Genomic DNA, 25,400 nt, shown 5'->3' with positions numbered 1-25,400 from the left:
ACAAACCCGCAACAGCCCCGGAAATGCTGGATCAGAGGGTTCATGACAATCAGATGAAAGTGGGTTTGTTGCTCTAATGTTCGGGACGGTTAGTTCGCATGTATCAGGCCGGATACGTTCCATTGATCGGGATCGCACGTTTTAGGACGAAAGTACCTAAAGCTTCCCGAAGACCCGACGATACGTTAGGAAACCCGCGCTGTTTTTCCCCTGCCCACAATAAGAATCCCTGCTCAAGGACCGGTTTCCATGCCCGCATTCCGCACTATTCAGGCTCGCTACACGCTGTTTCTGGTTCTGTTCATTTTGTTGCTGTCGGTGCTGACCGTGGTCGGCATCAGCCAGCTGGTCGCGCCCAAGCTGCGCCATACCGAAGAACAAGTCGTGCTCAACCGCATTGCGGAAGTGGCCGAGCAGATCCAGGGCGAATTGAACAAGGTCCAGGCGCAACAGCGCAGCATCACCCAGACCATCCCGCTGCTCGACAGCGCGGCCATCGACAGCGTGTTGCCGGGGCTGGTCGATCAATATGGCGAACTGAAAGTGTTCGGCGGCGGCATCTGGCCATTGCCCGGTCAGCGTGAGGCCGGACGCAACAAGTTCAGTACGTTCTGGCACCGGGATGCCTCCGGCAAACTGGCGGTGAACACGTTCTGGAACAGCGACGCGGCCCCCAACTATTACGACCAGAGCTGGTACAAGGGCGGCATGCAGACCCCGCGCGGCCAATGCGCGTGGGCCGCTGCCTATAAAGATGACGCCAGCGCCGAACCGCGCACCAACTGCGCCATGGCCATCCAGAAAAACGGCAGCGCCTGGGGCGTCTCGACCATCGACGTGACCCTGGGCTTCTTCAACGATCTGGTGGCGCGCAAGGAAAAAGACCTCAACGCCGAAATGCTGATCGTCGAGGCTGACGGCAAGATCATCAGCAACAGCTCGCGTATCAACGGGCCGATCGTGCTGAAGAACATCAGCGAACTGGCCGGCGGCTCGACCTTCGCCAGCCAGATCAAAGCCGGGCTGCAAAACCGCGAGCAGGCACAGCGTGTCGAGTTCGACAACCACGGTGAAGCCAGTACCTTCTTCATGCGCCCGATCGAAGGCACCCCGTGGTTCCTCGCCACCGCGCTGCCAACCAAAATGCTCACCGCCCAGCGTGACGACGTGCTCAGCAGCCTGAGTCTGCTGCAGATTCCGCTGGTGATCCTGTTGGTGCTGTTGCAGGTCTACGCGATCCGCCAACTGGTCTCGCGCATGAAAGCGCTGAAGGCCAACATCGATTCGCTGTCCAGCGGCGATGCCGACCTGACCCGGCGCATCACCATCCGCGCTGAAGACGAACTCGGTGCCATCGGGCATTCAGTCAACACCTTCATCGCCTACCTGCAGAACATGATCGGCGAAGTGACCCAGGCCACCGGCGCGATGGCCTCGAGCCTCGACAGCCTGCAACGCACCTCGGCGCACACCAGCCAGATTCTGCTGCGCCACGCTTCGGAAACCGACCAAACCGTTACCGCGATCAACGAAATGAGCTCGACCGCCGAAAGCGTCGCGCAGAACGCTGCCGAAACCGCTGCCTTCACCCAGCGCGCCAACGAAAACGCCGACCGTTCCCGCATCGTGGTCGGTGAAGCGTCAGGCAGCGTAGTGGCGTTGATCGACGAAGTGGCCAGCGCCACCCACAAGGTCGAAAGCATGCAGCAGGACGCCCAGCGCATCACCGAAATCCTCGGCGTGATCGGCGCCATTGCCGGCCAGACCAATCTGCTGGCACTCAACGCGGCGATCGAAGCGGCACGCGCCGGTGAACAGGGTCGCGGTTTTGCAGTGGTGGCGGACGAAGTGCGTGCCCTCGCTGCCCGCACCCAGGCCAGCACCTCGGAAATCAACGAAATGTTGAGCCGTCTGACCCAAGGTGTGACTTCCTCGGTCAGCGCCATGGAAAACACTCAGGCCAGTTGTCAGTCAGCCGCCGATGCCACGGCGCGAGTCAACAGTGGCCTCGACGAAATGGCCGGTTCGGTCAGCCACATCAACAGCCTCAGCACCCAGATCGCCACCGCCGCGGAACAGCAAAGCGCAGTCACCGAAGAGATCAACCGCAGCATGGTGCAGATCCGCCACATGGTTGATGAGCTGGTGGAAAGCGGTCAGGCCAGCGAACTCAACACCCGCCAGCTGCTGGAAGCCAACAGCCGGGTGAGCGCGATCATGGGCCGCTTCAAGGTTCGCTGACCGTTTTGTCATCTTGCGCTCAGTGGCCTGTCAGCTTTGATCTACGATCATGTTGGCAGGCCTGCCTCGTATCACTTGGAAACACTCCGTTGATGCCAGGCAGGAAAAACCGGTCAAAATGCCCTCCTTTTTTGACCGTTTCTCCTCTAAGCCGAGAGCCCTCCATGCTAAACCATCTGCGTCTGGCCACCCTGAGCGCGCTGTTCATTTCCTCCCTGGCGCAAGCCGCCGACCTTATCCCGATCGAAGTCCACCGCGACGCCAACTGTGGCTGCTGCAAAAAGTGGATCAGCCACCTGGAAGCCAACGGCTTCAAGGTTGAAGACCACGTCGAAAGCGACATGAGCAGCTTCAAGCAACAACACGGCGTGCCGCCACGTCTGGCGTCCTGCCACACGGCAATCATCAACGGCAAATTCGTCGAAGGCCACGTTCCGGCGGAACAGGTGCTGGCCCTGAGCAAGCGCGATGACCTGCTTGGCGTTGCCGCACCGGGCATGCCGATGGGCTCGCCGGGCATGGAAATGGACGGCATGAGCGATGCGTATCAAGTGATCGGCCTGAAGAAAGACGGTGCCGATGTGGTGGTGGCGGATTACCCGGCCCATTGATGACGGCGGGTTATCTCGGGCTGTTCCTGGCCGCATTTGGCGCGGCGACCCTGTTGCCGCTGCAATCGGAAGCCGTACTGGTCGGGCTGCTGGTCAGCGATCGTTACTGGCTGTGGGGGCTGTTGGCCGTGGCGACGCTGGGCAATGTTCTCGGTTCACTGGTGAACTGGTGGCTGGGGCGCGGGCTGGAACGCTTTCAGGACCGGCGCTGGTTTCCGGTCAGCCCCAGGCATATGGAGCGAGCCCGCGTTCACTATCAGCGTTACGGTCACTGGTCGTTGCTGCTCAGCTGGTTGCCGGTCATCGGCGATCCGCTGACGCTGATCGCCGGGGTCATGCGCGAACCTCTCGGGCGTTTTCTGTTGATCGTCACTCTCGCCAAAGGCGCCCGCTACGGGGTGCTGGCGATGCTCACCCTCGGCTGGCTCGGTTGAACGATCGGGCCCGGGGATTGCCTGTGTTTAACGTCGCCCTAATCCGGCCGTTCCAGCATCGGCCGATTTCTTGTGGAGTTGTCCTATGTCCGTATCGCTGACCCGCTGGCTGCCCGGCCTGCTGCTGACCGCCGCCCTGCCCCTGCTCGCTCACGCCGAAGGCCCGCAATACGGCCCGCAATTGCAGGGTTTCGAGTATCCCTACACCCTCAAGCACTTTGCCTTTCAGTCTCAGGGCAAGTCGCTGCAGATGGGTTACATGGACGTCGCCGCCCACGGCAAGGCCAACGGGCGCACCGTGGTGCTGATGCACGGCAAGAATTTCTGCGGCGCGACCTGGGACAGTTCGATCAAGGCCCTCAGCGAAGCCGGTTACCGGGTGGTCGCCCCGGATCAGATCGGTTTCTGTACCTCCAGCAAACCCGATCACTACCAGTACACCTTCCAGCAATTGGCGGCCAACACTCAGCAGCTGCTCAAGGCGCTGGGCATCCAGAAAGCGACCCTGCTCGGCCACTCCACCGGCGGTATGCTCGCCACCCGTTATGCGCTGCAATATCCGGATCAGGTCGAGCAACTGGCGCTGGTCAATCCGATCGGCCTGGAAGACTGGAAAGCCCTCGGCGTGCCGTATCGCAGTGTCGACCAGTGGTATCAGCGCGAACTGAAAGTCACCGCGCAGGGCATCCGCGACTATGAACGCACGACCTATTACGACGGTCGCTGGAAACCCGAATTCGACCGTTGGGTGGACATGCTCGCCGGCCTGAGCAACGGCCCGGGCAAGACTCAGGTCGCATGGAACTCGGCGCTGATCTACGACATGATCTTCACTCAGCCGGTGTACTACGAGTTCAAGGACCTGAAGATGCCGACCCTGCTGCTGATCGGCACCTCCGACACCACCGCCATCGGCAAGGACATCGCGCCGCCCGAAGTGAAGGCGAAAATCGGTCACTACGAGGTGCTGGGCAAGCAGGTGGCGAAACTGATTCCTCAGTCCACGCTGGTGGAATTCCCCGGCATGGGCCACGCCCCCCAGATGGAAGAGCCGGCGAAGTTCCACGAGGCGCTGCTGGGCTGGCTGGACAAAACCAATCCCGTTCGTTGAAGAGGTAACGCTGATGGCGGTGCAGATTGCGGTGATCGATGACTGGCAGGACGTCGCGCGGGGCGTAGTCGACTGGTCGGTGCTCGACAGTCTCGGCGAAGTCACCTTCGTCCATGAGTACCCGGCGGACAACGCCACGCTGGCCGAGCGTCTGGGCCGGTTTGAAGTGATCTGCGTGATGCGCGAACGCACGCGCTTCGACGAAGACCTGCTCAAACGCTTGCCGAACCTGAAGCTGCTGGTCACCGGTGGCATGCGCAACGCAGCGCTGGACATGCCGGCCGCCGCCCGTCTCGGGATCAAGGTCTGCGGGACCGACAGCTATAAACACGCGGCACCGGAACTGACCTGGACGCTGATCATGGCTGCCACCCGCAATCTGGTGAACGAGGCCAACGCTCTGCGCGCCGGTCAGTGGCAGCAAGGTCTGGGCAGCGACCTGCACGGCAAGACCCTCGGCATTCTTGGCCTTGGCAGCATCGGCCAGCGGGTGGCGCAATTCGGTCAGGTGTTCGGCATGCGTGTGATCGCCTGGAGTGAAAACCTCACCGCCGAGCGCGCTGAACAGGCCGGCGTCACCTATGTCAGCAAGCAGCAATTGTTCGAACAGGCTGACGTGCTGTCGGTGCACCTGGTACTCAGCGACCGCAGCCGGGGTCTGGTCGATGCCCAGGCACTGGCCTGGATGAAACCGACCGCACTGCTGGTCAACACCGCGCGCGGACCGATTGTCGACGAAACGGCACTGATCAAGGCCTTGCAGAAACAGCGCATCGGCGGTGCGGCCCTCGACGTGTTCGATCAGGAACCGCTGCCGGCGCTGCACCCGTTTCGCACCCTCGACAACGTGCTGGCCACGCCCCATGTCGGCTACGTCAGCCGCCAGAACTATGAGCTGTTCTTTTCGCAGATAATCGAAGACATTCAAGCCTGGTCAACCGGGGAACCCGTCCGCCTGCTCAACTGAAACCCTCGCCTTCGCGGGCACCCCCTGCCCGCGAAGCAGCACCCGCTGTCCGCCCGCCGACACAACTGTCCGCACCGCAACAGTGCGCCCGCACATTCCCGGCGCCCGAAATCGTGACCGCCCGGTCACCATTTCGCATCATAGAACCCGCCAAACGTGCACTTCGTCGGGGCGCGCCCTCTCTCAAGGCCACGTATTTCGTGAGTCTGCAACAGATTGTCGAACAATTCATCCGATGACCCTGGCCCGCTCTAGGATCTGGCCTAGACTGATTTTCGCGGGGTAAAACCGGCCGGTCACAAAGTCAAAAATTCGTCGAAACTTTTGCAGATCGCGACGGGTCATCTGATAGGCAGGGCCAAAGCGACTGGTTCAACTCTTGCAATGGCCCCCTCACCCATTCTGCTTGCGCGTGTTGGGTAGCGTTTGCTCACCGATGCGTGGCGCGTTTGCGCCCGGCCACAGGACCTGGCCACGGACATCGCTTGTTCAAGACAAGAATCAGATCAAAGAGACGGGAGATTCATATGATCAGTGCGGCATTGGATATTCAGGGAGAACGGGCTCATCAGCCGATGGGTGAATCGAGCACCGTAAGTGTTCCCGGCAGCCGGTCGATCAACGTCCCGAGCACCAAGACGCTGACCCCGGTGGCCAGTCAGAACCCCAACAAGAAGAAAGTCTTGTTCGTCACCTCGGAAATTGCCGATCTGGTGAAGACCGGCGGTCTGGGAGACGTTTCAGCCGCCCTGCCCCGCGCCATGGCGCACCTGCATGACGTCCGGGTGTTGATCCCCGGTTACCCGCAAGTGATGAACAGCGAGAATCCGATCCACATCATCGGCGAACTGGGCGGTCACGCCGCGCTGCCGCCCTGCAAGATCGGGCGCATGGACATGCCCGATGGTCTGGTTATTTACGTGTTGATCTGCCCTGAACTCTACGCTCGCGACGGCGGCCCGTATGGCGCCAACAACGGTCGCGACTGGCCGGACAACCACATTCGCTTCGCCCGTCTGGGCCTGGCCGCCGCCGATATCGCGGCCAACCTCGCACAAATCCACTGGTGCCCGGATCTGGTGCACGCCCACGACTGGCCGGCCGGGTTGGCGCCTGCCTATATGCACTGGCGCGGGCAACGCACACCGACCCTGTTCACCATTCACAACCTCGCTTATCAAGGCGTGACCAGCCTCGGTTCGTGCCCGGAACTCGGGATCCCCGCTCATGCCCTGCAACAGGAAGGCATGGAGTTCTACGGCAAGATGTCGTTCCTCAAGGCCGGCATGGCTTATTCGAGCCACATCACCACGGTCAGCGCCACCTACGCGCAGGAAATCACCACCCCGGATTTCGGCTGCGGTCTCGACGGTTTTCTCGCCGCCAAGACCCAGCAAGGTTTGCTCAGCGGCATTCCCAACGGCATCGATGAAAGCTGGGATGCCGCCACCGACCCGCACCTGTTTGCACCATTTGCCATTGGCGACTGGGAAGGCAAAGCCGTGAACGCCGCCCACGTGCGCGAACTGTTCGGTCTGCATGACTCCGAGGGCCCGCTGTTTGCCGTGGTCTCGCGTCTGGTTTATCAAAAAGGTTTGGACCTGACCGAGGCGGTGTCGGAATACATCGTCCAGAACGGTGGCCAGATCGCGATCATCGGCCGTGGCGAACCGGAAGAAGAACAAGCCATGCGCGAACTGGCGCTGCGCTTCCCCGGCCAGATCGGTGTGCGCATCGGCTTCAACGAAACCGACGCCCGCCGCATGTTCGCCGGCAGCGATTTCCTGTTGATGCCATCGCGTTATGAGCCCTGCGGTCTGAGCCAGATGTACGCCCAGCGTTTCGGCTCGCTGCCGGTGGCGCGCAACACTGGTGGGCTGGCCGACACCATTGAAAACGGCGTCACCGGTTTCCTGTTCAACGAATCCACCGCCGACAGCTACCGCGAAGCCCTGAGCCGCGCGTTCAAGGTGTTTGCCTTCCCCGAACTGCTCAATGCAATGCGTTGCCGGGCGATGGCCGCACCCTTCAACTGGTGCAAGGCGGTCGAACCTTACGCCGAACTCTACGAACGACTGGTGGCCAAGGCGCTGGGTAAAACGCACCACAAATAACCAGGGAGGTTTTCAACGATGCCGTCACGGACACCTGAGAGCTGGCCCCACGGCGCGATCATGCTGGATGCCGAGCACACCCAATTCGCGTTGTGGGCGCCGGATGCGTTTTACGTCAGCGTCGAGCTGGACAACGGCCAGTCCCTGCCGATGCTGCCGCAGGGCGATGGCTGGTTTGTCATCAAGACCCGCTGCCCTGCCGGCAGCCGCTACCGTTTCAACATCGATGGCGAACTGGAGGTGCCCGACCCGGCCTCCAGGGCGCAGGACGGTGACCTCGACCGCCACAGCGTGGTGGTCGATCCGCACCTCTATTCCTGGCGCAACACGACCTGGCAAGGGCGCCCCTGGAATGAAGCGGTCATTTATGAACTGCATGTCGGCGCGCTCGGCGGATTTGCCGAAGTCGAGCAGCATCTCTCACGCCTCGCGGAGCTCGGCATCACCGCCATCGAACTGATGCCGATCGCGCAGTTTCCCGGCGATCGCAACTGGGGCTACGACGGCGTGTTGCATTACGCGCCACAAGCCAGCTACGGCACGCCGGAACAACTCAAACATCTGATCGACAGCGCCCACGGTTATGGTCTGGCGGTGATTCTTGATGTGGTCTACAACCACTTCGGCCCCGACGGCAATTACCTGCACCGCTACGCCAAGGGCTTTTTCCGCGAAGACAAACACACGCCGTGGGGCGCGGCCATCGACTTCCGTCGTCGCGAAGTGCGGGACTTCTTCGTCGAAAACGCGTTGATGTGGCTACTGGAATACCGTTTCGACGGCCTGCGCCTGGATGCGGTGCACGCCATTCAAAGCCCGGATTTTCTGCCTGAACTTGCCCGTCGCATACGTCAGCAGATCGACCCGTCCCGGCATGTGTGGCTGACCATCGAAAACGAACTCAACCAATCCAGCCTGCTTGAGGAAAATTACGACGCGCAGTGGAACGACGATGGCCACAACGCCCTGCATGTATTACTGACCGGTGAAACCGACGCCTACTACGCGGACTATGCACTGCAACCCACCGAACAACTGGCCCGCTGTCTGAGCCAGGGTTTCGTGTTTCAGGGTCATATCACCCGCCACGGGGAGCCCCGTGGCGAGCCAAGCGAGCATCTGCCATCCACCGCCTTCGTGCTGTTCCTGCAGAATCACGACCAGATCGGCAATCGCGCCTTCGGCGAGCGCCTGCATCAATTAGCCGAGCCGCGCGCGGTGGACGCTGCGACAGCGTTGTTGTTGCTGTCGCCGATGATTCCCCTGATATTCATGGGCGATGAATACGCGGCCCAACAGCCATTCCTGTTCTTCACCAGCCACCATGGCGAACTGGCGAAACTGGTGCGCGAAGGTCGGCGCAATGAGTTCGCGGCGTTCAGTGCCTTCTCGGATCCGCACAAGCGTGAACAAATTCCCGACCCCAACGCCGAGCAGACCTTTCACGCCTCACAACCTCGCCTGACGGGTAACGGCACGCCTCGGCAACAGGCGACGCTGGCGTTGTATCGCCAGCTTCTGCAACTGCGCCATCAATACATCATTCCCAACCTGTCCGGCACTCAAGCCCTCGGCGCCCAGGTGCTGGGGCCTGGCGCCGTCAGTGCGCGCTGGCGGCTGGGCGATGGCAGCGAGCTGCGAATCGACCTGAACCTCAGCGATACGCCAGTGGTCAACCTTCCACAGGCTGATTCGGCGTGGCTGTTTCGTCAGCCATCCGACGCTGGCCTGTCGGATGAGGGGCAACTGCCCCCGTATTGCGCGCTCGTCAGCCTCACGGCCGCAACCCCTTTGCCCCCCTTGGATGGAGAGCGCCTATGAGTGATGCGCAACTGGAAATTCTCGCCAGCCGAGCCGGCCTTGCCGTCGACTGGATCGACGCCAACGGGCGAGCGCAAAAAGTCGCCCCGGCGGTGCTGCGCAATGTGCTGATCGGCCTCGGTCACCCGGCCGGAACGGCTCAGGAAATCGACGCCAGCCTGCTTGAACTTCAACAGGTACAGGAAAATCGCCATCTACCGCCACTGCTCACTGCCGATGTTGGCGTGGGCGTGGACCTGGCCCGCTATTTCGAACCCGAGACCCCTTGCGAGATTCACCTGGAAGACGGCTCGCGCCTGAGTCTCAAGCTGGATGCCGAGGCCGTGTTGCCCGGCGAAATTCCGGTCGGCTATCAGCAAGTGCACATCGCCGATCAGCAATTCACCCTGGCCGTGGCACCGGAACGCTGCTTCAGCGTGGGTGACGCGGTGGACAGCCCGATCCCGCGCGCGTGGGGCCTGAGCGTGCAGCTTTATGGCCTGCGCCGCCCCGGCGATGGCGGTTTCGGCGACACCCAGGCCTTGGAAGAACTGGCCCGTGTGGCCGGTGAGCGCGGGGCCGATGCCTTGGCGATCAGCCCGCTGCACGCGATGTTCAGCGCCGACACCGGGCGCTACAGCCCCTACTCGCCGTCCAGTCGGCTGTTTCTCAATCCGCTGTATGCCGCACCCGGCGCGATCCTCGGCGAACGCGCCCTGCGCGATGCGATTGACGCGGCCGGGCTGACCGAGCAGTTCGAGCAACTGGAAAACCTGAAACTGATCGACTGGCCGAAAGCAGCCGAGGCCAAACTGAAACTGCTGCAAGCCTTGTACGACGGCTTCATCAGCGGCGAACACCCGTTGCACGCCGACTTTTCCAGTTTTCGCGATGCCGGCGGCGAAGCGCTGGAAAACCACTGCCGCTTCGAAGCCATCCAGGAAATGCGCGCCGCCCGTGGTGAGAGCCTCGACTGGCGCCAATGGCCGGAGCACTGGCACGACCCGCGCGGCGCCGCCCTCGGCGCATTTGCCGAGGAATACGCCGAGCGCATCAGCTACTTCGCGTTCTGCCAATGGTTGATCCACCGTTGCCTGGAACGCGCCCAGACCGCCGCCCGCAGCGCCGGCATGGGCATCGGCCTGATCGCCGACCTGGCCGTGGGTGCCGACGGCGCCGGCAGTCAGGCCTGGAGCTTTCAGGACGAACTGCTGGCCTCGCTGACCGTCGGCGCGCCACCGGACATCCTCAATCGCTCAGGCCAGGGCTGGGGCATTTCCGCGTTTTCCCCGGAAGGTCTGGTGCGCAACGGCTTTCGTGCGTTCATCGACATGCTGCGCGCCAACTTCGCCCACGCCGGCGGGCTGCGCATCGACCATGTCATGGGCCTGCAACGGTTGTGGGTGATTCCCAACGGCGCGGTTCCGGCGGACGGCGCCTACCTGTATTACCCGGTGGATGACCTGTTGCGTCTGTTGACTCTCGAATCCCATCGCCATCAAGCGATCGTGCTCGGCGAAGACCTCGGCACCGTGCCCGATGGCCTGCGGGAAAAACTCATCGCCCGCGCCATGCTCGGCATGCGCGTGCTGTTGTTCGAACAGGACAACACCTTTTTCAAACCGATCCTCGACTGGCCGGACAACGCGCTGGCCACCACCAGCACCCACGATCTGCCGACCCTCAACGGTTGGTGGCATGGTCGCGACATCGACTGGAATGCGCGACTGGGACTGATCGACGCCAACGGCGAAATCGACTGGCGCCGTTACCGCGAACGCGAGCGTGAAGGCCTGCGCAATGCCCTGAGCCAGGACCCGCAGAACTTTCGCGAGGAATCCCACGAGGCCGATCAGGTGGTCGACGCCGCGGTGCGTTTCCTCGGCCACACCCGTGCGCCGTTGGTTCTGCTGCCGTTGGAAGATGCGCTGGGGCTCGACGAGCAGGCCAACCTGCCCGGCACCATCGACACCCACCCCAACTGGTCGCGCCGCTTGCCGGCCACCAGTGAGACGCTGCTCGACGGTGTCGACGCCGCAAGACGCCTGGAACTATTGGCGTGTGCCCGCCTTCAGGCAGCCGAGCGTGACCAATGAGTGCATTGCCTATCCAGACCCTGCGCGCCACGGTTCGCCTGCAATTTCACCGAGGCTTCACCCTCGATCAGGCGGTACCGCTGGTGCCGTATTTCTCTCGACTCGGCATCAGCCACATTTATGCCTCGCCGCTGCTGGCCGCACGCGCCGGCTCCATGCATGGCTACGATGTGGTCGATCCGACCCGGGTCAATCCGGAACTCGGCGGCGAACCAGCCTTGCGTCGTCTGGTCGCCAGCCTGCGCGAGCACGGCATGGGGCTGATCCTCGACATCGTCTCCAATCACATGGCGGTCGGTGGCGGTGACAACCCGTGGTGGCTCGACTTGCTGGAATGGGGCCGACTGAGCCCCTACGGCGAGTTCTTCGACATTCAGTGGCACTCGCCCGATCCGCTGATGGAAGGCCAGTTGCTGCTGCCGTTTCTCGGCAGCGACTACGGTGTCGCATTGCAGGACGCGACTCTGCCGCCGCTGTTCAATGCCGAGAGCGGCACTTTCCATGTCGAGCATTACGAGCATCACTTCCCGATCTGCCCTACCGATTACGGCGAACTGCTCAGATCCGATGACAGCCCGAACGACGCGCTCAAGGCCCTCGCCGACCGTTTCAGCGCGCTCGGCTATCAGACCGACGCCCGCTCACTGGCCCTCCCGCTCAAGGAGGAGCTCCAGCAACTGGCCAGCGACCCGCACATTCTGCAAGCCATTGAGCGCAATCTGACGCACTACGATTCGAAAACCGAAGAAGGTTTTCAGCGCCTGCACCAATTGCTGGAACGGCAAAGCTATCGCTTGGCGAGCTGGCGCACAGCGGCGGATGACATCAACTGGCGGCGCTTCTTCGACATCAACGAACTCGGCGGTTTACGGGTCGAGCGTCCGGCAGTGTTCGAGGCCACCCACGGCAAGATCTTCCAGTTGATCGGCGAAGGCCTGATCGACGGCCTGCGCATCGACCACATCGACGGCCTCGCCGACCCGCGCGGCTACTGCCGCAAGCTGCGCCGTCGTCTTGACCATCTGGCGCCGGGCCGGCACTTGCCAATTTACGTCGAGAAGATTCTCGGCGACGGTGAAACCCTGCCCACCGACTGGTCCGTGGACGGCAGCACCGGTTACGAGTTCATGAACCAGCTGTCGCTGCTGCAACACGATCCCGACGGCGAACATGTCCTCGGTGATTTGTGGAAACGCCGCACCGAACGCCCTTCGGCGTTTATCGAAGAGGCGCAACTGGCGCGCCAGCAGATCCTCAATGGTTCGCTGGCCAGCGATTGCGAAAGCGTTGCTCAGGCCCTGCTGCAAGTGGCGCGCGACGACCTGATGACCCGCGACCTCACGCTCGGCTCGATCCGCCGAGTGTTGCAGGCGTTGATCGTGCACTTCCCGGTGTATCGCACCTACATCACCCCGATGGGCCGCTCGGCGCGCGACGAGGTGTTTTTCCAGCAGGCCATGGACGGTGCGCGGCAGACTTTGAGCGAAGCCGATTGGCCAGTGCTGGACTCCGTAGCCGGTTGGCTTGGCGGCCAGCCGTGGCGGCGCAAACCCCGTGGCCGTTCGCGCAAAATCCTCAAGCATGCCTGCGTGCGCTTTCAGCAACTCACTTCACCGGCCGCCGCCAAAGCGGTGGAAGACACCGCGCTGTATCGCTCGGCGGTGCTGCTGTCGCGCAATGATGTCGGTTACAACACCGAGCAGTTCAGCGCACCGGTCAGCGACTTTCACGCGGTGAACCAGCAACGTCTGGCGAGCTTCCCGGACAACCTGCTGGCCACCGCCACCCACGACCACAAACGCGGCGAAGACACCCGCGCGCGACTGGCCGTACTCAGCGAACGCAGCCACTGGTACGCCGAGCAGATCGAGCTGTGGCGCGCCCTCGCCCGACCGCTGCGCCATGACGATCAGCTGCCGTCGTCGGCGGACGAATTGATTCTCTATCAAGCGCTGCTCGGCAGTTGGCCGCTTGACCTGCGCGACGACGATCAGGCCGGTTTCGCCGAGTACGCCAAACGTATCTGGCAGTGGCAGCAGAAAGCCCTGCGCGAAGCCAAGCTGCAAAGCAGCTGGAGTGCGCCGAACGAGGCTTACGAAAACGCCGCTCAAGCGTTCACCGAACAATTGCTGCTGGCCCCCGAAGGTGAACTGCTGCGCGGGGCGCTGGCCAAGACCGTCAACAGCATCGCGGCGGCCGGCGCCCTCAACGGTCTGGCGCAAACCTTGCTCCGCATGACCGTGCCGGGGGTGCCGGATCTGTATCAGGGCAACGAGTTCTGGGATTTCAGTCTGGTCGATCCGGACAATCGGCGGCCCGTCGACTATGCCGCCAGGCAGCAGGCGCTGGAGGCACCAGGGCCGGTTCAGGAGCTATTGGAGAACTGGCGCGACGGGCGAATCAAGCAAGCATTGATCGCCGAGGTGCTGCGCCTGCGCGCCGACGACACCGAGTTGTTTCGCCGTGGTTCGTACCAGGCCCTCGAGGTACTGGGCAGCCAGGCGCACAACGTGCTCGCGTTTGCCCGCGAGCATGGGGAGCGACGGATCATCGTGATCGTGCCGATCCGTTGCGCAACATTGATGGAAAACAGTGCTGTGCCGATGGTTGATGCGCTGCGCTGGGGCGATACACGGGTGGTTTTACCGTTCGACGCCTCTGACGAAAATCTGAAGGGACTTTTTTCGAGCACCGCAGTCACAAAAAACAGGGAGCTGCAGGTCAGCGCCGCGCTGGGGGATTTCCCGGTCAATCTGCTTATCCAACACGTCTAGCAGCATGAGTTCAGTTCAGGAGCATTGCGATGAGTACCGACGATAAACGCATCCGCGAATTCGCCTATCAGATCTGGGAATCCGAAGGTAAACCCGAGGGCCAGGACGCCCGCCACTGGGAGATGGCGCGCAAACTGGCCGAAGCCGAGGCATTGGCGCCGAAAAAATCGCCGAAGGCTGCCGGCAGTAAAACCGCAGGCAAGACCACCACCAGCAAAGCTGTCGAGGTCAAGGCAACTGCCGCCAAACCCAAGGCCACGACGGCCAAGGCCAAGCCTGCCGGTGCCGCCAAAGTGATTCCCCCGGGCGAAAAAGCTGCCGAGAAAAAGCCCCGCGCGCCGCGCAAGCCGCCTGCGGTCTGACGCTCCCCGAACCATTGATTTGAATAACCGTGTGGCGGGTTCGCTCGCCACCGAGGGCTTACTCGTCCTCGAAAAACATCTACCCCCCGATTTTTTGCAGGAGCACCTATGACCCGTCCAAAGAAAGCCGAGCCCGCCGCGCACGCCGAACCCTCGCGCATCCGTGAAGGCCTGCCCTTCCCGCTCGGCGCGACCTGGGATGGTCTGGGGGTGAACTTCGCGCTGTTTTCCGCCAACGCCACCCGCGTTGAATTGTGCATTTTCGACGATGCCGGCGAAGTCGAACTCGAGCGCATCGAGCTGCCGGAATACACCGACGAGATCTACCACGGCTATCTGCCCGATGCACATCCAGGCCTGATCTACGGCTACCGGGTCTACGGCCCGTACGACCCGGCCAACGGCCACCGCTTCAATCACAACAAGTTGCTGATCGACCCCTACGCCAAGCAGTTAGTGGGCGAGTTGAAATGGTCCGAAGCGCTGTTCGGCTACACCATCGGCCATCCGGACGCCGATCTCAGCTTCGACGAGCGCGACAGCGCGCCTTTCGTTCCCAAGTGCAAGGTCATCGACCCGGCCCACACCTGGGGCCACGACCACCGCGTCAGCGTGCCGTGGGACAAGACCATCATTTACGAGACCCACGTGCGCGGCATCAGCATGCGCCACCCTTCAGTGCCCGAGAACGTGCGCGGGACGTTCGCCGGGCTGATGGTCGACGACGTGCTCGAACACATCCGCAAGCTGGGTGTGTCGACCGTCGAGCTGTTGCCGATCCATGCCTTCGTCAACGATCAGCACCTGCTGCACAAGGGCATGACCAATTACTGGGGTTACAACAGCATCGCGTTCTTCGCTCCGGACCCGCGCTACCTGGCCAGCGGCAAGATCGCCGAGTTCAAGGAGATGGTCGCGCACCTGCACGATGCCAATCTCGAAGTGATTCTCGACGTGGTCTACAACCACACCGCCGAGGGCAACGAACAAGGCCCGACCCTGTCGATGCGCGGGATCGACAACGCCTCGTACTACCGCTTGATGCCGGACGACAAGCGCTTCTACATCAACGATTCCGGCACCGGCAACACCCTCGACCTGAGCCATCCGTGCGTGCTGCAAATGGTCACCGACTCGCTGCGCTACTGGGCCAGCGAAATGCACGTCGACGGCTTCCGCTTCGACCTGGCGACCATCCTCGGCCGCTATCACGACGGATTCGATGAACGCCACAGCTTCCTCGTGGCCTGCCGCCAGGATCCGGTGCTGCGTCAGGTGAAAATGATCGCCGAGCCTTGGGACTGCGGCCCCGGCGGTTATCAGGTCGGCAACTTCCCGCCGGGCTGGGTCGAGTGGAACGACAAATTCCGCGACACCGTGCGCGCCTTCTGGAAAGGCGATGACGGCCAGCTCGCCGACTTCGCCAGCCGCATGACCGCGTCCGGCGAGATGTTCAATCAGCGTGGCCGCCGGCCCTATTCGTCGGTGAATTTCGTCACTGCTCACGACGGTTTTACCCTCAACGACCTGGTGTCCTACAACGACAAGCACAACGAGGCCAACGACGAAAACAATCAGGACGGCAGCAACAACAACCTGTCCTGGAACCACGGCGTCGAAGGCCCCACCGACGACCCGGAAATCAACGCGCTGCGCCACCGGCAGATGCGCAACTTCTTCGCCACCCTGCTGCTGTCCCAAGGCACGCCGATGCTGGTGGCCGGCGACGAATTCGCCCGCACCCAGGACGGCAACAACAATGCCTACTGCCAGGACAGCGAAATCGGCTGGGTCAACTGGGACCTGAGCGAGGACGGCAAGGCTCTGCTGAAATTCGTCAAACGCCTGATCAAGTTGCGCCTGGCGTATCCGATCCTGCGACGCGGGCGTTTCCTGGTCGGCGAATACAACGAGGACATCGGCGTCAAGGACGTGACCTGGCTTGCGCCGGACGCCACGGAAATGACCACCGAGCACTGGCATGACGCGCAGAATCGCTGCATGGGCATGTTGCTTGACGGTCGCGCTCAGGAAACCGGGATCCGCCGCAAAGGTGGCGACGCCACGTTGCTGCTGGTGGTCAACGCCCATCACGACATCGTCAACTTCACCTTGCCGGAAGTACCCGAGGGCAGTTTCTGGACGTGCATGATCGATACCAACCAGCCATCGATCCGTGGCCAGGAGCGTTTCGAGTTCGGTCACGAGTACTCGGTCACCGGACGCTCGCTGCTGCTGTTTGAACTGCAACGTGAAGAAGAGGACTGACATGGACTTGTCCGCCTATCTCTCACGGCACGCCAGGGACTACCGCGACACGGCTGCTCTTGGTCTGTGTCTGCGGCAAATGGTCGAAGCCGGCCTCGACCGTCTGCCACTGCCCGGCAGCGGTCGTACGCTGGAGCGCTGGCAACGGCTGTCCGAGGTCGGCGGGCATGATCTGGGGTTGTGCAAACTCTACGAAGGCCATACCGATGCCTTGGCGATCATCGAGCAACTCGGTGGCTCGCCGACGCCCGGCAGTACGTGGGGCATGTGGGCGGCCGAACCACCGCAGGCGCGGGTTCGGGTCAGCCGTTCGGGGCAACTGGTGCGGTTGAACGGGCGCAAGGCCTGGTGCTCCGGGGCGGCGGTGCTCAGTCATGCCCTGCTGACGGCGTGGGATGAGGACGATCGTCAGCAACTGGTCGCGGTGGCCCTCAATCAACCGGGCGTCACCGTGACCGATCAAGGCTGGCAAGCGGTCGGCATGGCGGCCACCGGCAGCGTCGAGGTGCTGTTCGATGAAGTCGAGGCTCAGGCGATCGGTGAGCCTGGCGACTACCTGCAACGGCCGGGATTCTGGCAGGGCGGGATCGGAATCGCCGCGTGCTGGTACGGCGCCGCCAGGGAGATTGGCGAACGCTTGCGCCTGCACTGTGCGCGGCGTGAAGAACCCCACGCACTGGCCAGTCTCGGCGCCGTCGACAGTGCCTTGCACGCCGCCGCCCAAGTGCTGCGTGTCAGTGCCCTGGACATCGACAGCGAGCCGCGGGCCAACGCCGAGTTGCTGGCCCGCCGCGTACGGGCCGTGGTCGAGGACGCCGCTGAACAGGTAATCCGCGAGACCGGTCGGGCACTTGGGGCCGGGCCGTTCTGCAAGGATCCGCACTTTGCCCGTCTGGCGGCCGACTTGCCGGTTTACCTGCGCCAGAGCCACGCTGAACGCGATCTGGCAGCACTGGGCCAACTGATTGCACAGCAATCGCGCGAGGGTTGGGCCCTATGAAGCGCAATCCGATTGTCGGTGAAGGAACCTCCCTCCACGAATGGCAGGGCTCACGCCATCTGGCAGCGGTGGACAGCATCGACATTCTCGATTTGGTACCACCGGGATCCAGGGCGGTGGTGATCGCGCCGCATCCGGACGATGAAGTGCTCGGTTGCGGCGGACTGTTGCAAGCGCTCGCAGCGGCGGGACGCACCCTGCAATTGATCTCGGTCACCGATGGCAGCGCCAGTCATCCAGGTTCGGAGCGCTGGCCGGTGGAACGTCTGAGCGTCGTGCGCCCGCAGGAATCCGCTGAAGCCCTGCGCCGCCTCGGCCTGCCCATGCACCAGTTGCAGTGGCTGCGCGGCGGCTTCCCCGACACTCAGGTCGCCGCGCGCGAGTCGATGCTGTGCCAATACCTGACCCGCTACCTGCAACCCGACGACGTGATCTTCACCACCTGGCGCGAAGACGGCCACAGCGACCACGAGGCTGTCGGCCGCGCCAGCGTCGAAGCGGCGCGGCGCGTGGGCGCGATTTGCCATGAGCTGCCGGTCTGGACCTGGCACTGGGCAACCCCGGAAGACGCCCTCGTGCCCTGGGAGCGGGCGCGCAAGATTCTGCTCAGCCCGGAGCAAATCGCACGCAAGCGTCACGCGGTGCACGCCTTCGCCAGCCAGCTGGAAGGCGATCCCGAAGCGGGCCTGGCCCCGGTGCTCAAACCCTATGTCATCGATCGACTGCTGCAACCGTTCGAGGTGGTCTTTCTATGAGTGTCGAGGATCGCTACTTCGAAGGCCTGTTCGCCGGCAATAACGACCCCTGGGGATTTCGCCAGCGCTGGTACGAGCAGCGCAAACGCCTCGTGACCCTGGCGGCCCTGCCCCGCCCGCACTACCGGGCCATCTTCGAACCGGGCTGTGCCAACGGTGAACTGAGTGCGGCGCTGGCCGAACGCTGCGATCGGCTGTTGTGCTGCGACACCAGCGCCGCCGCAGCCAATCTGGCGCGTACCCGGCTGAGCCTGTTCGACCACGCCGAGGTGCGGCAAGGTCGCTTGCCGGGCGACTGGCCTGAGGAAAAATTCGACCTGATCGTCTTCAGCGAAATCGGCTACTACCTCGACCGGCAAGATCTGACGGAGGTCATCCGTTCCATCAGCGATTCGTTGGCGGCGGACGGTCAATTACTGGCCTGTCACTGGCGCCCGCCCATCGAAGGCTGCCCGCTCAATACACGACAGGTTCACGACCTGATTCACGAACAGTTGCACCTGCCGCGACTGGTCCTGCATCAGGAAGCGGATTTTCTGCTGGAAGTCTGGAGTCGCGAACCGCGTTCGGTGGCCGCACTGGAGGGCTTGCGATGATTGGCATCCTGATTCCTGCGCACAACGAAGAAGAATGGCTAGATGACTGCTTGCACGCTGCCTTGCGGGCTGGCGGACATCCCATGTTGGCGGGTGAACCGGTGGAAATTCTGGTGGTGCTGGACAGCTGCACCGATCGTTCGGCGCACATCGTCAGCCAATACCCGGTGCAAGCCTTGAGCATCGAAGCGCGCAATGTCGGCCAGGCTCGCGCGATTGGCGCACAACAACTGCTTGAGCGCGGTGCGCGCTGGATTTCCTGCTCGGACGCCGACAGCCGCGTTGCCGAAGACTGGCTGGTGGCGCAACTGGGGCTGGGCACCGATGCGGTGTGCGGCACGGTGACGGTCGAGCAGTGGCATGACACGTTCGATGAAGCGGCGCAGATCCGCTATCACCGTGACTACCGGGCCTGCGAAGGTCACCGGCACATCCATGGCGCCAACCTGGGCGTCAGCGCACAAGCCTACGTCCGCGCCGGCGGCTTCGAACCGTTGTCCTGTGATGAGGACGTGCAGCTGGTGCGCCAACTCGAGCGTTCAGGGGCCAGCATCGCCTGGAGTCATCGTCCACAAGTCATTACCAGCGCTCGTCTGGACAGTCGCGCGCGCGGCGGTTTTGGCGACTATCTGCGACAGTTGGCACAGACTGAATAAAAAAAAGCGGATCAGGTTGATCTGTGACGCGACGAACCGCCCGTCTTGAGCAATACTCTGCTGCGCAGCAATCCAGGGTTCGGAGCGCTGTCGGGCTATCCACCAGCCTTCACGGGTCGCACACGCCTGGTATCACCAGCGTCTGGGCGATTGAGGGCGAGACACAACAAGGACGTATCACTCATGAAACCGTTATCCCTCAGCGAGAGCGGCCTGCCGGCGCAGATCTGGAACAGTGCCGCGCAGCTCGACAACATTCCCGTCATCAACACCCACACATTGGTCCCACCCGGTGCCCGCGCCGTGGTCATCGCCCCGCACCCCGGCGATGAAGTGGTGACCTGCGGCGGCCTGCTGCAACTGCTTTCCAGCCTCGGCCATCCCTTGCAACTGCTGTCGATCACCGATGGCAGCGCCAGTCATCCGGGCTCGCGCCAGTGGTCGGAGAAACGCCTGAGCGTGTTTCGCCCGCAGGAGAGTGTCGAAGCCCTGCGCCGTCTGGGATTGCCAATGCACAGCCTGAAATGGGTGCGCGGCGGTTTCACCGACAATGCCCTGCACGATCAGGAATCCCAACTCACCGATTTCATCGCCCGCTACCTGCGCCCCGGCGACGTGGTCTTCAGCACCTGGTGCCAGGACGGCACCGCCGATCATGAAGTGGTCGGCCGGGCCAGCGCCAAAGCGGCACGACAAGTCGGCGCCACCTACCACGATGTGCCGGTCTGGGCCTGGCACTGGCCGGAACGGGATCAGACGCAGATCCCATGGCATCGCGCGCGCAAGCTGCGCCTCGACACCTGGACCGTCGCGCGCAAGAGCCACGCCACCCACGCCTACGCCAGCCAGCTTAATGGCGAACCGGCGATCGGTATCGCGCCGCTGCTGCCCAAGTCGATTCTGGAGCGCATGCGCCTGCCCTACGAGATCATCTTCCTCGATTGACGATCCGTCGGCCGAGGGCAGCCACTCAAAGTGAACTGCCCGCGCCCGGATCAGTCGCATGAACAGGCAGTCATGATTCAGAGGAGTGAACGTGTCCAGCGATCCCAAGCGTCACGTCGTCGACGCGCCAGTCATTCACCGCCTGCGGGTATTGACGGTCAATACGCACAAGGGTTTCACCGCGCTCAATCGACGTTTCATCCTTCCGGAACTGCGTGAAGCGGTGCGCAGCACCTCGGCGGATCTGGTGTTTCTGCAGGAAGTGGTGGGCGAACACGAGCGCCATTCCAGTCGCTACCACGAATGGCCGCAAACCTCGCAGTACGAATTCCTCGCCGACAGCATGTGGAGTGATTTTGCCTACGGTCGCAATGCGGTGTATCCCGATGGCCATCACGGCAACGCCCTGCTGTCGAAATACCCGATCCGCGAGTACCGCAACCTCGATGTTTCGATCACAGGTCCCGAACGGCGCGGGCTGTTGCACTGCGTCCTGGATGTGCCGGGGCATGCCGAAGTACATGCCATCTGCGTACACCTGAGCCTGCTCGAAAGCCATCGGCAATTGCAGTTGCAGCTGCTCTGCCAGTTGCTCGAATCCCTGCCCGACAATGCCCCGGTGATCATTGCCGGCGACTTCAATGACTGGCAGTTGCAGGGCAACATCGCCCTCGCCCGCCGCGACTACCTGCACGAAGCTTTCGAACGCCATCACGGCCGCCCGGCCAAGACCTACCCCGCGCGGTTCCCGTTGCTGCGACTCGACCGGGTTTATCTGCGCAATGCCAGCAGTCATAACCCGCAGATCCTCGGCAACAAGCCGTGGACGCATCTCTCGGATCATTTGCCGCTGGCGGTTGAAGTGCATTTGTAGCGCGATACTGACAGCTGACCTTACATACGCAACGATGCGAAATTGGTCGCCAGGCCCGGTTTCGCAGACCGGCTGTCGGCTATAAAACGTCTCTGCCTCGCGGCTTGCGCAGCGATTAGGCCTACAAACAAGAACTTAGATAAATGCGCAAAAACATAAGCTTGCATCACCCGATTTGACTCGACCGCTCATCGTTCAATTTCTTGACGCAACGACTCATGTCTTCTTAGCTCTACCTTACTACCCCCGGAAATACTACTCGGGGCGAGCCTCAGGTCTCCCGCCAAAACGGGGGGCGACGGGCTCGCCACGCTCCATTCGGTCGCCCCTCGTTCGGGGTAGGAGAGACGCCAAGGCGAGATACCACATGCGCTAGCAAGGTAGACCTCCATGAAAACCTCACTCACCTCACAAGAGATCAAAACAACTTTTTGCACTGTTTCAAGTTCTATCTTGCTGTGCTCGTCCATGGAGGCACAGGCGGGTCCTGTGGCGGACGAGGCGACGCCTTGGTATCGCCAGGACATTCCCGTCATGACCCTCCCCGCCACGGTCGTGACCCCGGGGCCGCAACGTTTGAGCCCACAGCCGGATCTGCGCGGGACAAACCTGATTACCGAAGACCTCGCGCCCTCGGCCTGGGAACAACTTTACGGTCCGACGTCCCGTCAGGCGCAAACCGACGTCCTCAGCCCGGGCTTCGCCACACCCGGCACCGGCGACTTCAAGGGCCCCGCCGTGCTGACCCTGAAAAGCAGCAGCGGCCACACCCAGCAGGTCGGCCTGATCGGCGGGGTCAATCAGATCAAGGGCAATGGCAATGGCCTGATCACCAGCCGCGCTCTCGCCGATCCGACCACCGACACCCTCAACCTGCAAGGTCAGAGCCTGGGCGCCTACTACAGCTTGATTGGCCCACAGGGCTGGCACGTTGACTTGTCGGCCAGTGGCGGTCGGGTCAGCGGTTTCAGTCGCAACGAGCAAGGCGCGCGCCTGGCCACCGAAGGCAGCGCGATGACGCTGTCGGTGGAAGGTGGCTTCCCGATCGGTCTGGGTGAAAACTGGGTGGTTGAACCGCAAGCGCAATTGATCAACCAGCGCATCACTCTGGATACGCCGTACGCAGGCTCGGGCAACGCCTCTTCCAGTGACATTACATCGTGGAGCGGCCGGGTCGGTGCGCGCTTGAAAGGCAGCTACGATCTGAACGGGTTGCCCGTTGAGCCCTACGTGCGCACGAACCTGTGGCACACGGTGTACACCGGCGATACGGTGACGCTGGATCAGGTGGACAAGATCAGCAGCAGCCGCAAGTCCTCGACGGTGGAAGTCGGACTGGGACTGGTGGCCAGAATGACGCCGACAGTGAGCCTGTACGTCAGTGCCGACTACAGCAGTGATGTGGACGACAACGACCTGAACGGGTTGATTGGCAGCCTGGGGGTCCGGATGCGGTGGTGAAGGCGCTATCGCTTGCAGGCTAGCTCCCACGTTAGATTGTCAGCGTCGACTGATTTTCTGTGGCAGCCAGCCTGCTGGCGAAAGCAGCGACTCGGTTATGGATCAGACTTCGGGTTTGAGGATCAACACCGCCAGCGGCGGCAGGTTCAGCTCCAGCGACAACGCCTGGCCATGGCTCGCGACCTCTTCGGTGAACGCCCCGCCCCCGTTGCCGTAGTTGGAACCGGCGTAGGTGTCGGCGTCACTGTTGAGCAATTCCTTCCAGCGCCCGGCAAACGGCACGCCCACGCGGTAAGACTGACGCGGCACCGGGGTGAAGTTGGCCACCACCAGCACTGGCGTGCCGTCCTTGCTCCAGCGCAGCCACGCATAGACGCTGTTGATCGCATCGTCGCCGATCAACCACTGAAACCCTTGCGGCGCATCGTCCTGCTCATGCAGCGCCGGCTCTTCGCGGTAGAGCCGGTTGAGGTCGCCGACCAGTTTCTGTACGCCTTTGTGCTCGGAATACTGCAGCAGATACCAGTCCAGCTGCTGATCATGATTCCACTCGCGCCACTGGCCGAACTCGCAACCCATGAACAACAGCTTCTTGCCCGGATGGGTCCACATGAAACTCAGGTAAGCCCGCAGGTTGGCAAATTTCTGCCAGCGATCGCCAGGCATCTTGTCGATCAGCGAATGCTTGCCGTGCACCACTTCGTCGTGGGAAATCGGCAGGATGAAGCGCTCGGACCAGGCGTAGACCAGGCCGAAACTCAACTCGTTGTGGTGATGGGCGCGGTACACCGGATCCTGCTGAATGTAGTGCAGCGAGTCGTGCATCCAGCCCATGTTCCATTTGTAGGCGAAACCGAGACCGCCCTGTTGGGTGCTCTGGCTGACGCCCGGCCACGCCGTGGACTCCTCGGCAATCACCAGTGCGCCCGGTGCTTCCAGTGCCACCACGTCGTTCAAGTGCCGCAGGAAATCGATGGCTTCCAGGTTCTCGCGACCGCCATGACGGTTCGGCACCCACTCGCCGGCCTTGCGCGAATAATCACGATAGAGCATCGACGCCACCGCATCGACCCGCAGCCCGTCGATATGGAAATGCTTGAGCCAGTGCAACGCCGACGCCAGCATGTAGCCGTGCACTTCGGTGCGGCCAAGGTTGTAGATCAGCGTGTCCCAATCCTGGTGGAAGCCTTCCAGTGGATTACCGTATTCGTAGAGCGCGGTGCCGTCGAATTGCGCAAGGCCATGGGTATCGGTCGGGAAATGCGCCGGCACCCAGTCGAGAATCACACCGATGCCGGCCTGGTGACAGGCATTGACGAACTCGCCGAACTGCTCGGGTGTGCCGTATCGCGCACTCGGAGCGAACTGCGACAGCAACTGATAGCCCCATGAACCGCCGAACGGGTGCTCCATGATCGGCATCAGTTCGATGTGGGTGAAACCCAGTTCCTTCACGTAGGGAATCAGCCGCTCGGCGAGCTCCGGCCAGGTGTACTGGCGCGCCACTTCGCCCAGATCGTCGAGTTCGCATTGCCAGGATCCGGCGTGCAATTCATAGATCGACAACGGCGCGTTGTGTTGCTGGCGTTCGCGACGGCCGCTCATCCAGTCCTGATCCTGCCAGTCGATCTGCAACGGCGAGGCGACTTTCGAGGCCGTGTCCGGCGGCAGGCTGGTGGCCAGCGCCATCGGGTCGGCTTTGAGCGGGAGGATGCCGTGGGCGCCGAGGATTTCGTATTTGTACAGCTCGCCCGCCTGCAAGCGTGGAATGAACAGCTCCCAGACCCCGGATGGATGCCGCAAGCGCATCGGATGCCGCCGCCCGTCCCAGACGTTGAAATCGCCGACCACCGACACCCGCCGGGCATTCGGTGCCCACACGGCAAAGCGCACACCGTCGACGCCATCGACGGTTTTCAGCTGCGCGCCAAGGCAACTGCTGAGATCGCGATGGTTGCCTTCGGCGAACAGATACAAATCCATTTCACCGAGCAACTGACCAAAGCTGTAAGGATCTTCCGCGACCTGTTCACCACCGGCCCAGCGGGTGCGCAACAGGTACGGCCGTGAGCCTTCGAAATGCCCGACAAACAGCCCCGGCGTTTCGGTGGCCTCCAGCGGACCGAGCTCTTCGCCACTGTTTTTATCGACGACAGAAACACTCAATGCGCCGGGCAGATACGCCCGGATAAATTGCCCGCCGGCACCATCGCCGTGGGGGCCAAGAATGGAAAACGGGTCGTGGTGTTCTGCGCGCACTAAAGCATCAATGTCTTTTGCAGTGGGCAGCAATCTTTCTTTAGCGTGACCCTGTTCCCTGTTCGAGAAACTCATG

19 protein-coding genes are annotated in these 25,400 nt (G+C 62.4%); 18 read left to right on the top strand and 1 reads right to left on the bottom strand.

Going from position 1 to position 25,400, the window contains the following annotated elements; all coding sequences use genetic code 11:
* Positions 1-249 precede the first annotated feature (249 nt).
* From ACODTD_RS01680 to ACODTD_RS01595, 18 genes are all read left to right on the top strand, one after another.
* A complete protein-coding gene (locus ACODTD_RS01680) occupies positions 250-2,241 on the top strand; it encodes a methyl-accepting chemotaxis protein (RefSeq protein WP_489104363.1) in 1,992 nt (663 codons plus the stop codon).
* Between the two features lie 164 nt (positions 2,242-2,405).
* Positions 2,406-2,852, top strand: a complete 447-nt coding sequence (locus tag ACODTD_RS01675) for a DUF411 domain-containing protein (RefSeq protein ID WP_285355578.1) — start codon at positions 2,406-2,408, stop codon at positions 2,850-2,852.
* Positions 2,852-3,286, top strand: coding sequence for a YqaA family protein (locus tag ACODTD_RS01670; protein WP_085667105.1), 435 nt, complete (start codon positions 2,852-2,854; stop codon positions 3,284-3,286). The genes ACODTD_RS01675 and ACODTD_RS01670 overlap by 1 nt, the downstream gene beginning before the upstream one ends.
* Before the next feature lie 85 nt (positions 3,287-3,371).
* Positions 3,372-4,397 (top strand): alpha/beta fold hydrolase, encoded by a 1,026-nt coding sequence (locus ACODTD_RS01665; protein ID WP_085611706.1) that lies wholly within the window; start codon positions 3,372-3,374, stop codon positions 4,395-4,397.
* A 13-nt stretch (positions 4,398-4,410) separates the two neighbouring features.
* Positions 4,411-5,364: a D-2-hydroxyacid dehydrogenase family protein gene (locus ACODTD_RS01660; RefSeq protein WP_285355577.1), complete on the top strand. Its 954-nt coding sequence runs from the start codon at positions 4,411-4,413 to the stop codon at positions 5,362-5,364.
* A gap of 527 nt (positions 5,365-5,891) precedes the next feature.
* Positions 5,892-7,478 carry a glycogen synthase GlgA gene (glgA, locus tag ACODTD_RS01655; RefSeq protein ID WP_221614727.1) on the top strand — a complete coding sequence of 529 codons (1,587 nt, stop codon included), beginning with the start codon at positions 5,892-5,894 and terminating at the stop codon, positions 7,476-7,478.
* A gap of 18 nt (positions 7,479-7,496) precedes the next feature.
* The gene (gene treZ, locus ACODTD_RS01650; RefSeq protein ID WP_285355576.1) at positions 7,497-9,299 is read left to right on the top strand and encodes a malto-oligosyltrehalose trehalohydrolase; all 1,803 of its coding nucleotides are present in this window, start codon (positions 7,497-7,499) and stop codon (positions 9,297-9,299) included.
* Complete coding sequence (gene malQ / locus ACODTD_RS01645) at positions 9,296-11,374, top strand: 4-alpha-glucanotransferase (protein ID WP_285355575.1); 2,079 nt, start codon at positions 9,296-9,298, stop codon at positions 11,372-11,374. The genes treZ and malQ overlap by 4 nt, the downstream gene beginning before the upstream one ends.
* The gene (locus ACODTD_RS01640; protein ID WP_489104362.1) at positions 11,371-14,148 is read left to right on the top strand and encodes a malto-oligosyltrehalose synthase; all 2,778 of its coding nucleotides are present in this window, start codon (positions 11,371-11,373) and stop codon (positions 14,146-14,148) included. The genes malQ and ACODTD_RS01640 overlap by 4 nt, the downstream gene beginning before the upstream one ends.
* Positions 14,149-14,177: 29 nt before the next feature.
* On the top strand, positions 14,178-14,510 hold the full coding sequence (locus ACODTD_RS01635) for a DUF2934 domain-containing protein (protein ID WP_489104361.1): 333 nt from the start codon (positions 14,178-14,180) through the stop codon (positions 14,508-14,510).
* Between the two features lie 108 nt (positions 14,511-14,618).
* Complete coding sequence (gene glgX, locus ACODTD_RS01630; protein ID WP_064596299.1) at positions 14,619-16,778, top strand: glycogen debranching protein GlgX; 2,160 nt, start codon at positions 14,619-14,621, stop codon at positions 16,776-16,778.
* A gap of 1 nt (position 16,779) precedes the next feature.
* On the top strand, positions 16,780-17,778 hold the full coding sequence (locus ACODTD_RS01625) for an acyl-CoA dehydrogenase family protein (RefSeq protein WP_285355567.1): 999 nt from the start codon (positions 16,780-16,782) through the stop codon (positions 17,776-17,778).
* Positions 17,775-18,533: a PIG-L deacetylase family protein gene (locus ACODTD_RS01620; protein ID WP_285355564.1), complete on the top strand. Its 759-nt coding sequence runs from the start codon at positions 17,775-17,777 to the stop codon at positions 18,531-18,533. The genes ACODTD_RS01625 and ACODTD_RS01620 overlap by 4 nt, the downstream gene beginning before the upstream one ends.
* The gene (locus ACODTD_RS01615) at positions 18,530-19,129 is read left to right on the top strand and encodes an SAM-dependent methyltransferase (RefSeq protein WP_221614732.1); all 600 of its coding nucleotides are present in this window, start codon (positions 18,530-18,532) and stop codon (positions 19,127-19,129) included. Before ACODTD_RS01620 ends, ACODTD_RS01615 begins: the two co-directional genes overlap by 4 nt.
* Positions 19,126-19,785, top strand: coding sequence for a glycosyltransferase family 2 protein (locus ACODTD_RS01610; protein ID WP_011333959.1), 660 nt, complete (start codon positions 19,126-19,128; stop codon positions 19,783-19,785). The genes ACODTD_RS01615 and ACODTD_RS01610 overlap by 4 nt, the downstream gene beginning before the upstream one ends.
* Positions 19,786-19,968: 183 nt before the next feature.
* A complete protein-coding gene (locus ACODTD_RS01605; RefSeq protein ID WP_011333958.1) occupies positions 19,969-20,730 on the top strand; it encodes a PIG-L deacetylase family protein in 762 nt (253 codons plus the stop codon).
* A gap of 91 nt (positions 20,731-20,821) precedes the next feature.
* Positions 20,822-21,604, top strand: a complete 783-nt coding sequence (locus tag ACODTD_RS01600) for an endonuclease/exonuclease/phosphatase family protein (RefSeq protein WP_221614735.1) — start codon at positions 20,822-20,824, stop codon at positions 21,602-21,604.
* Positions 21,605-21,994: 390 nt separating this feature from the next.
* A complete protein-coding gene (locus ACODTD_RS01595) occupies positions 21,995-23,065 on the top strand; it encodes an autotransporter domain-containing protein (RefSeq protein WP_285355559.1) in 1,071 nt (356 codons plus the stop codon).
* A gap of 102 nt (positions 23,066-23,167) precedes the next feature.
* Here the strand turns inward: ACODTD_RS01595 and glgB are convergent, their stop codons facing one another.
* Positions 23,168-25,399 (bottom strand): 1,4-alpha-glucan branching protein GlgB, encoded by a 2,232-nt coding sequence (gene glgB / locus ACODTD_RS01590; RefSeq protein ID WP_285355558.1) that lies wholly within the window; start codon positions 25,397-25,399, stop codon positions 23,168-23,170.
* Position 25,400: the final 1 nt, after the last annotated feature.

The organism is Pseudomonas sp. FG35 (assembly GCF_057809295.1).
The sequence above is the reverse complement of the archived record's forward strand: the minus strand, read 5'-3'. Positions and strand labels throughout refer to the sequence as shown.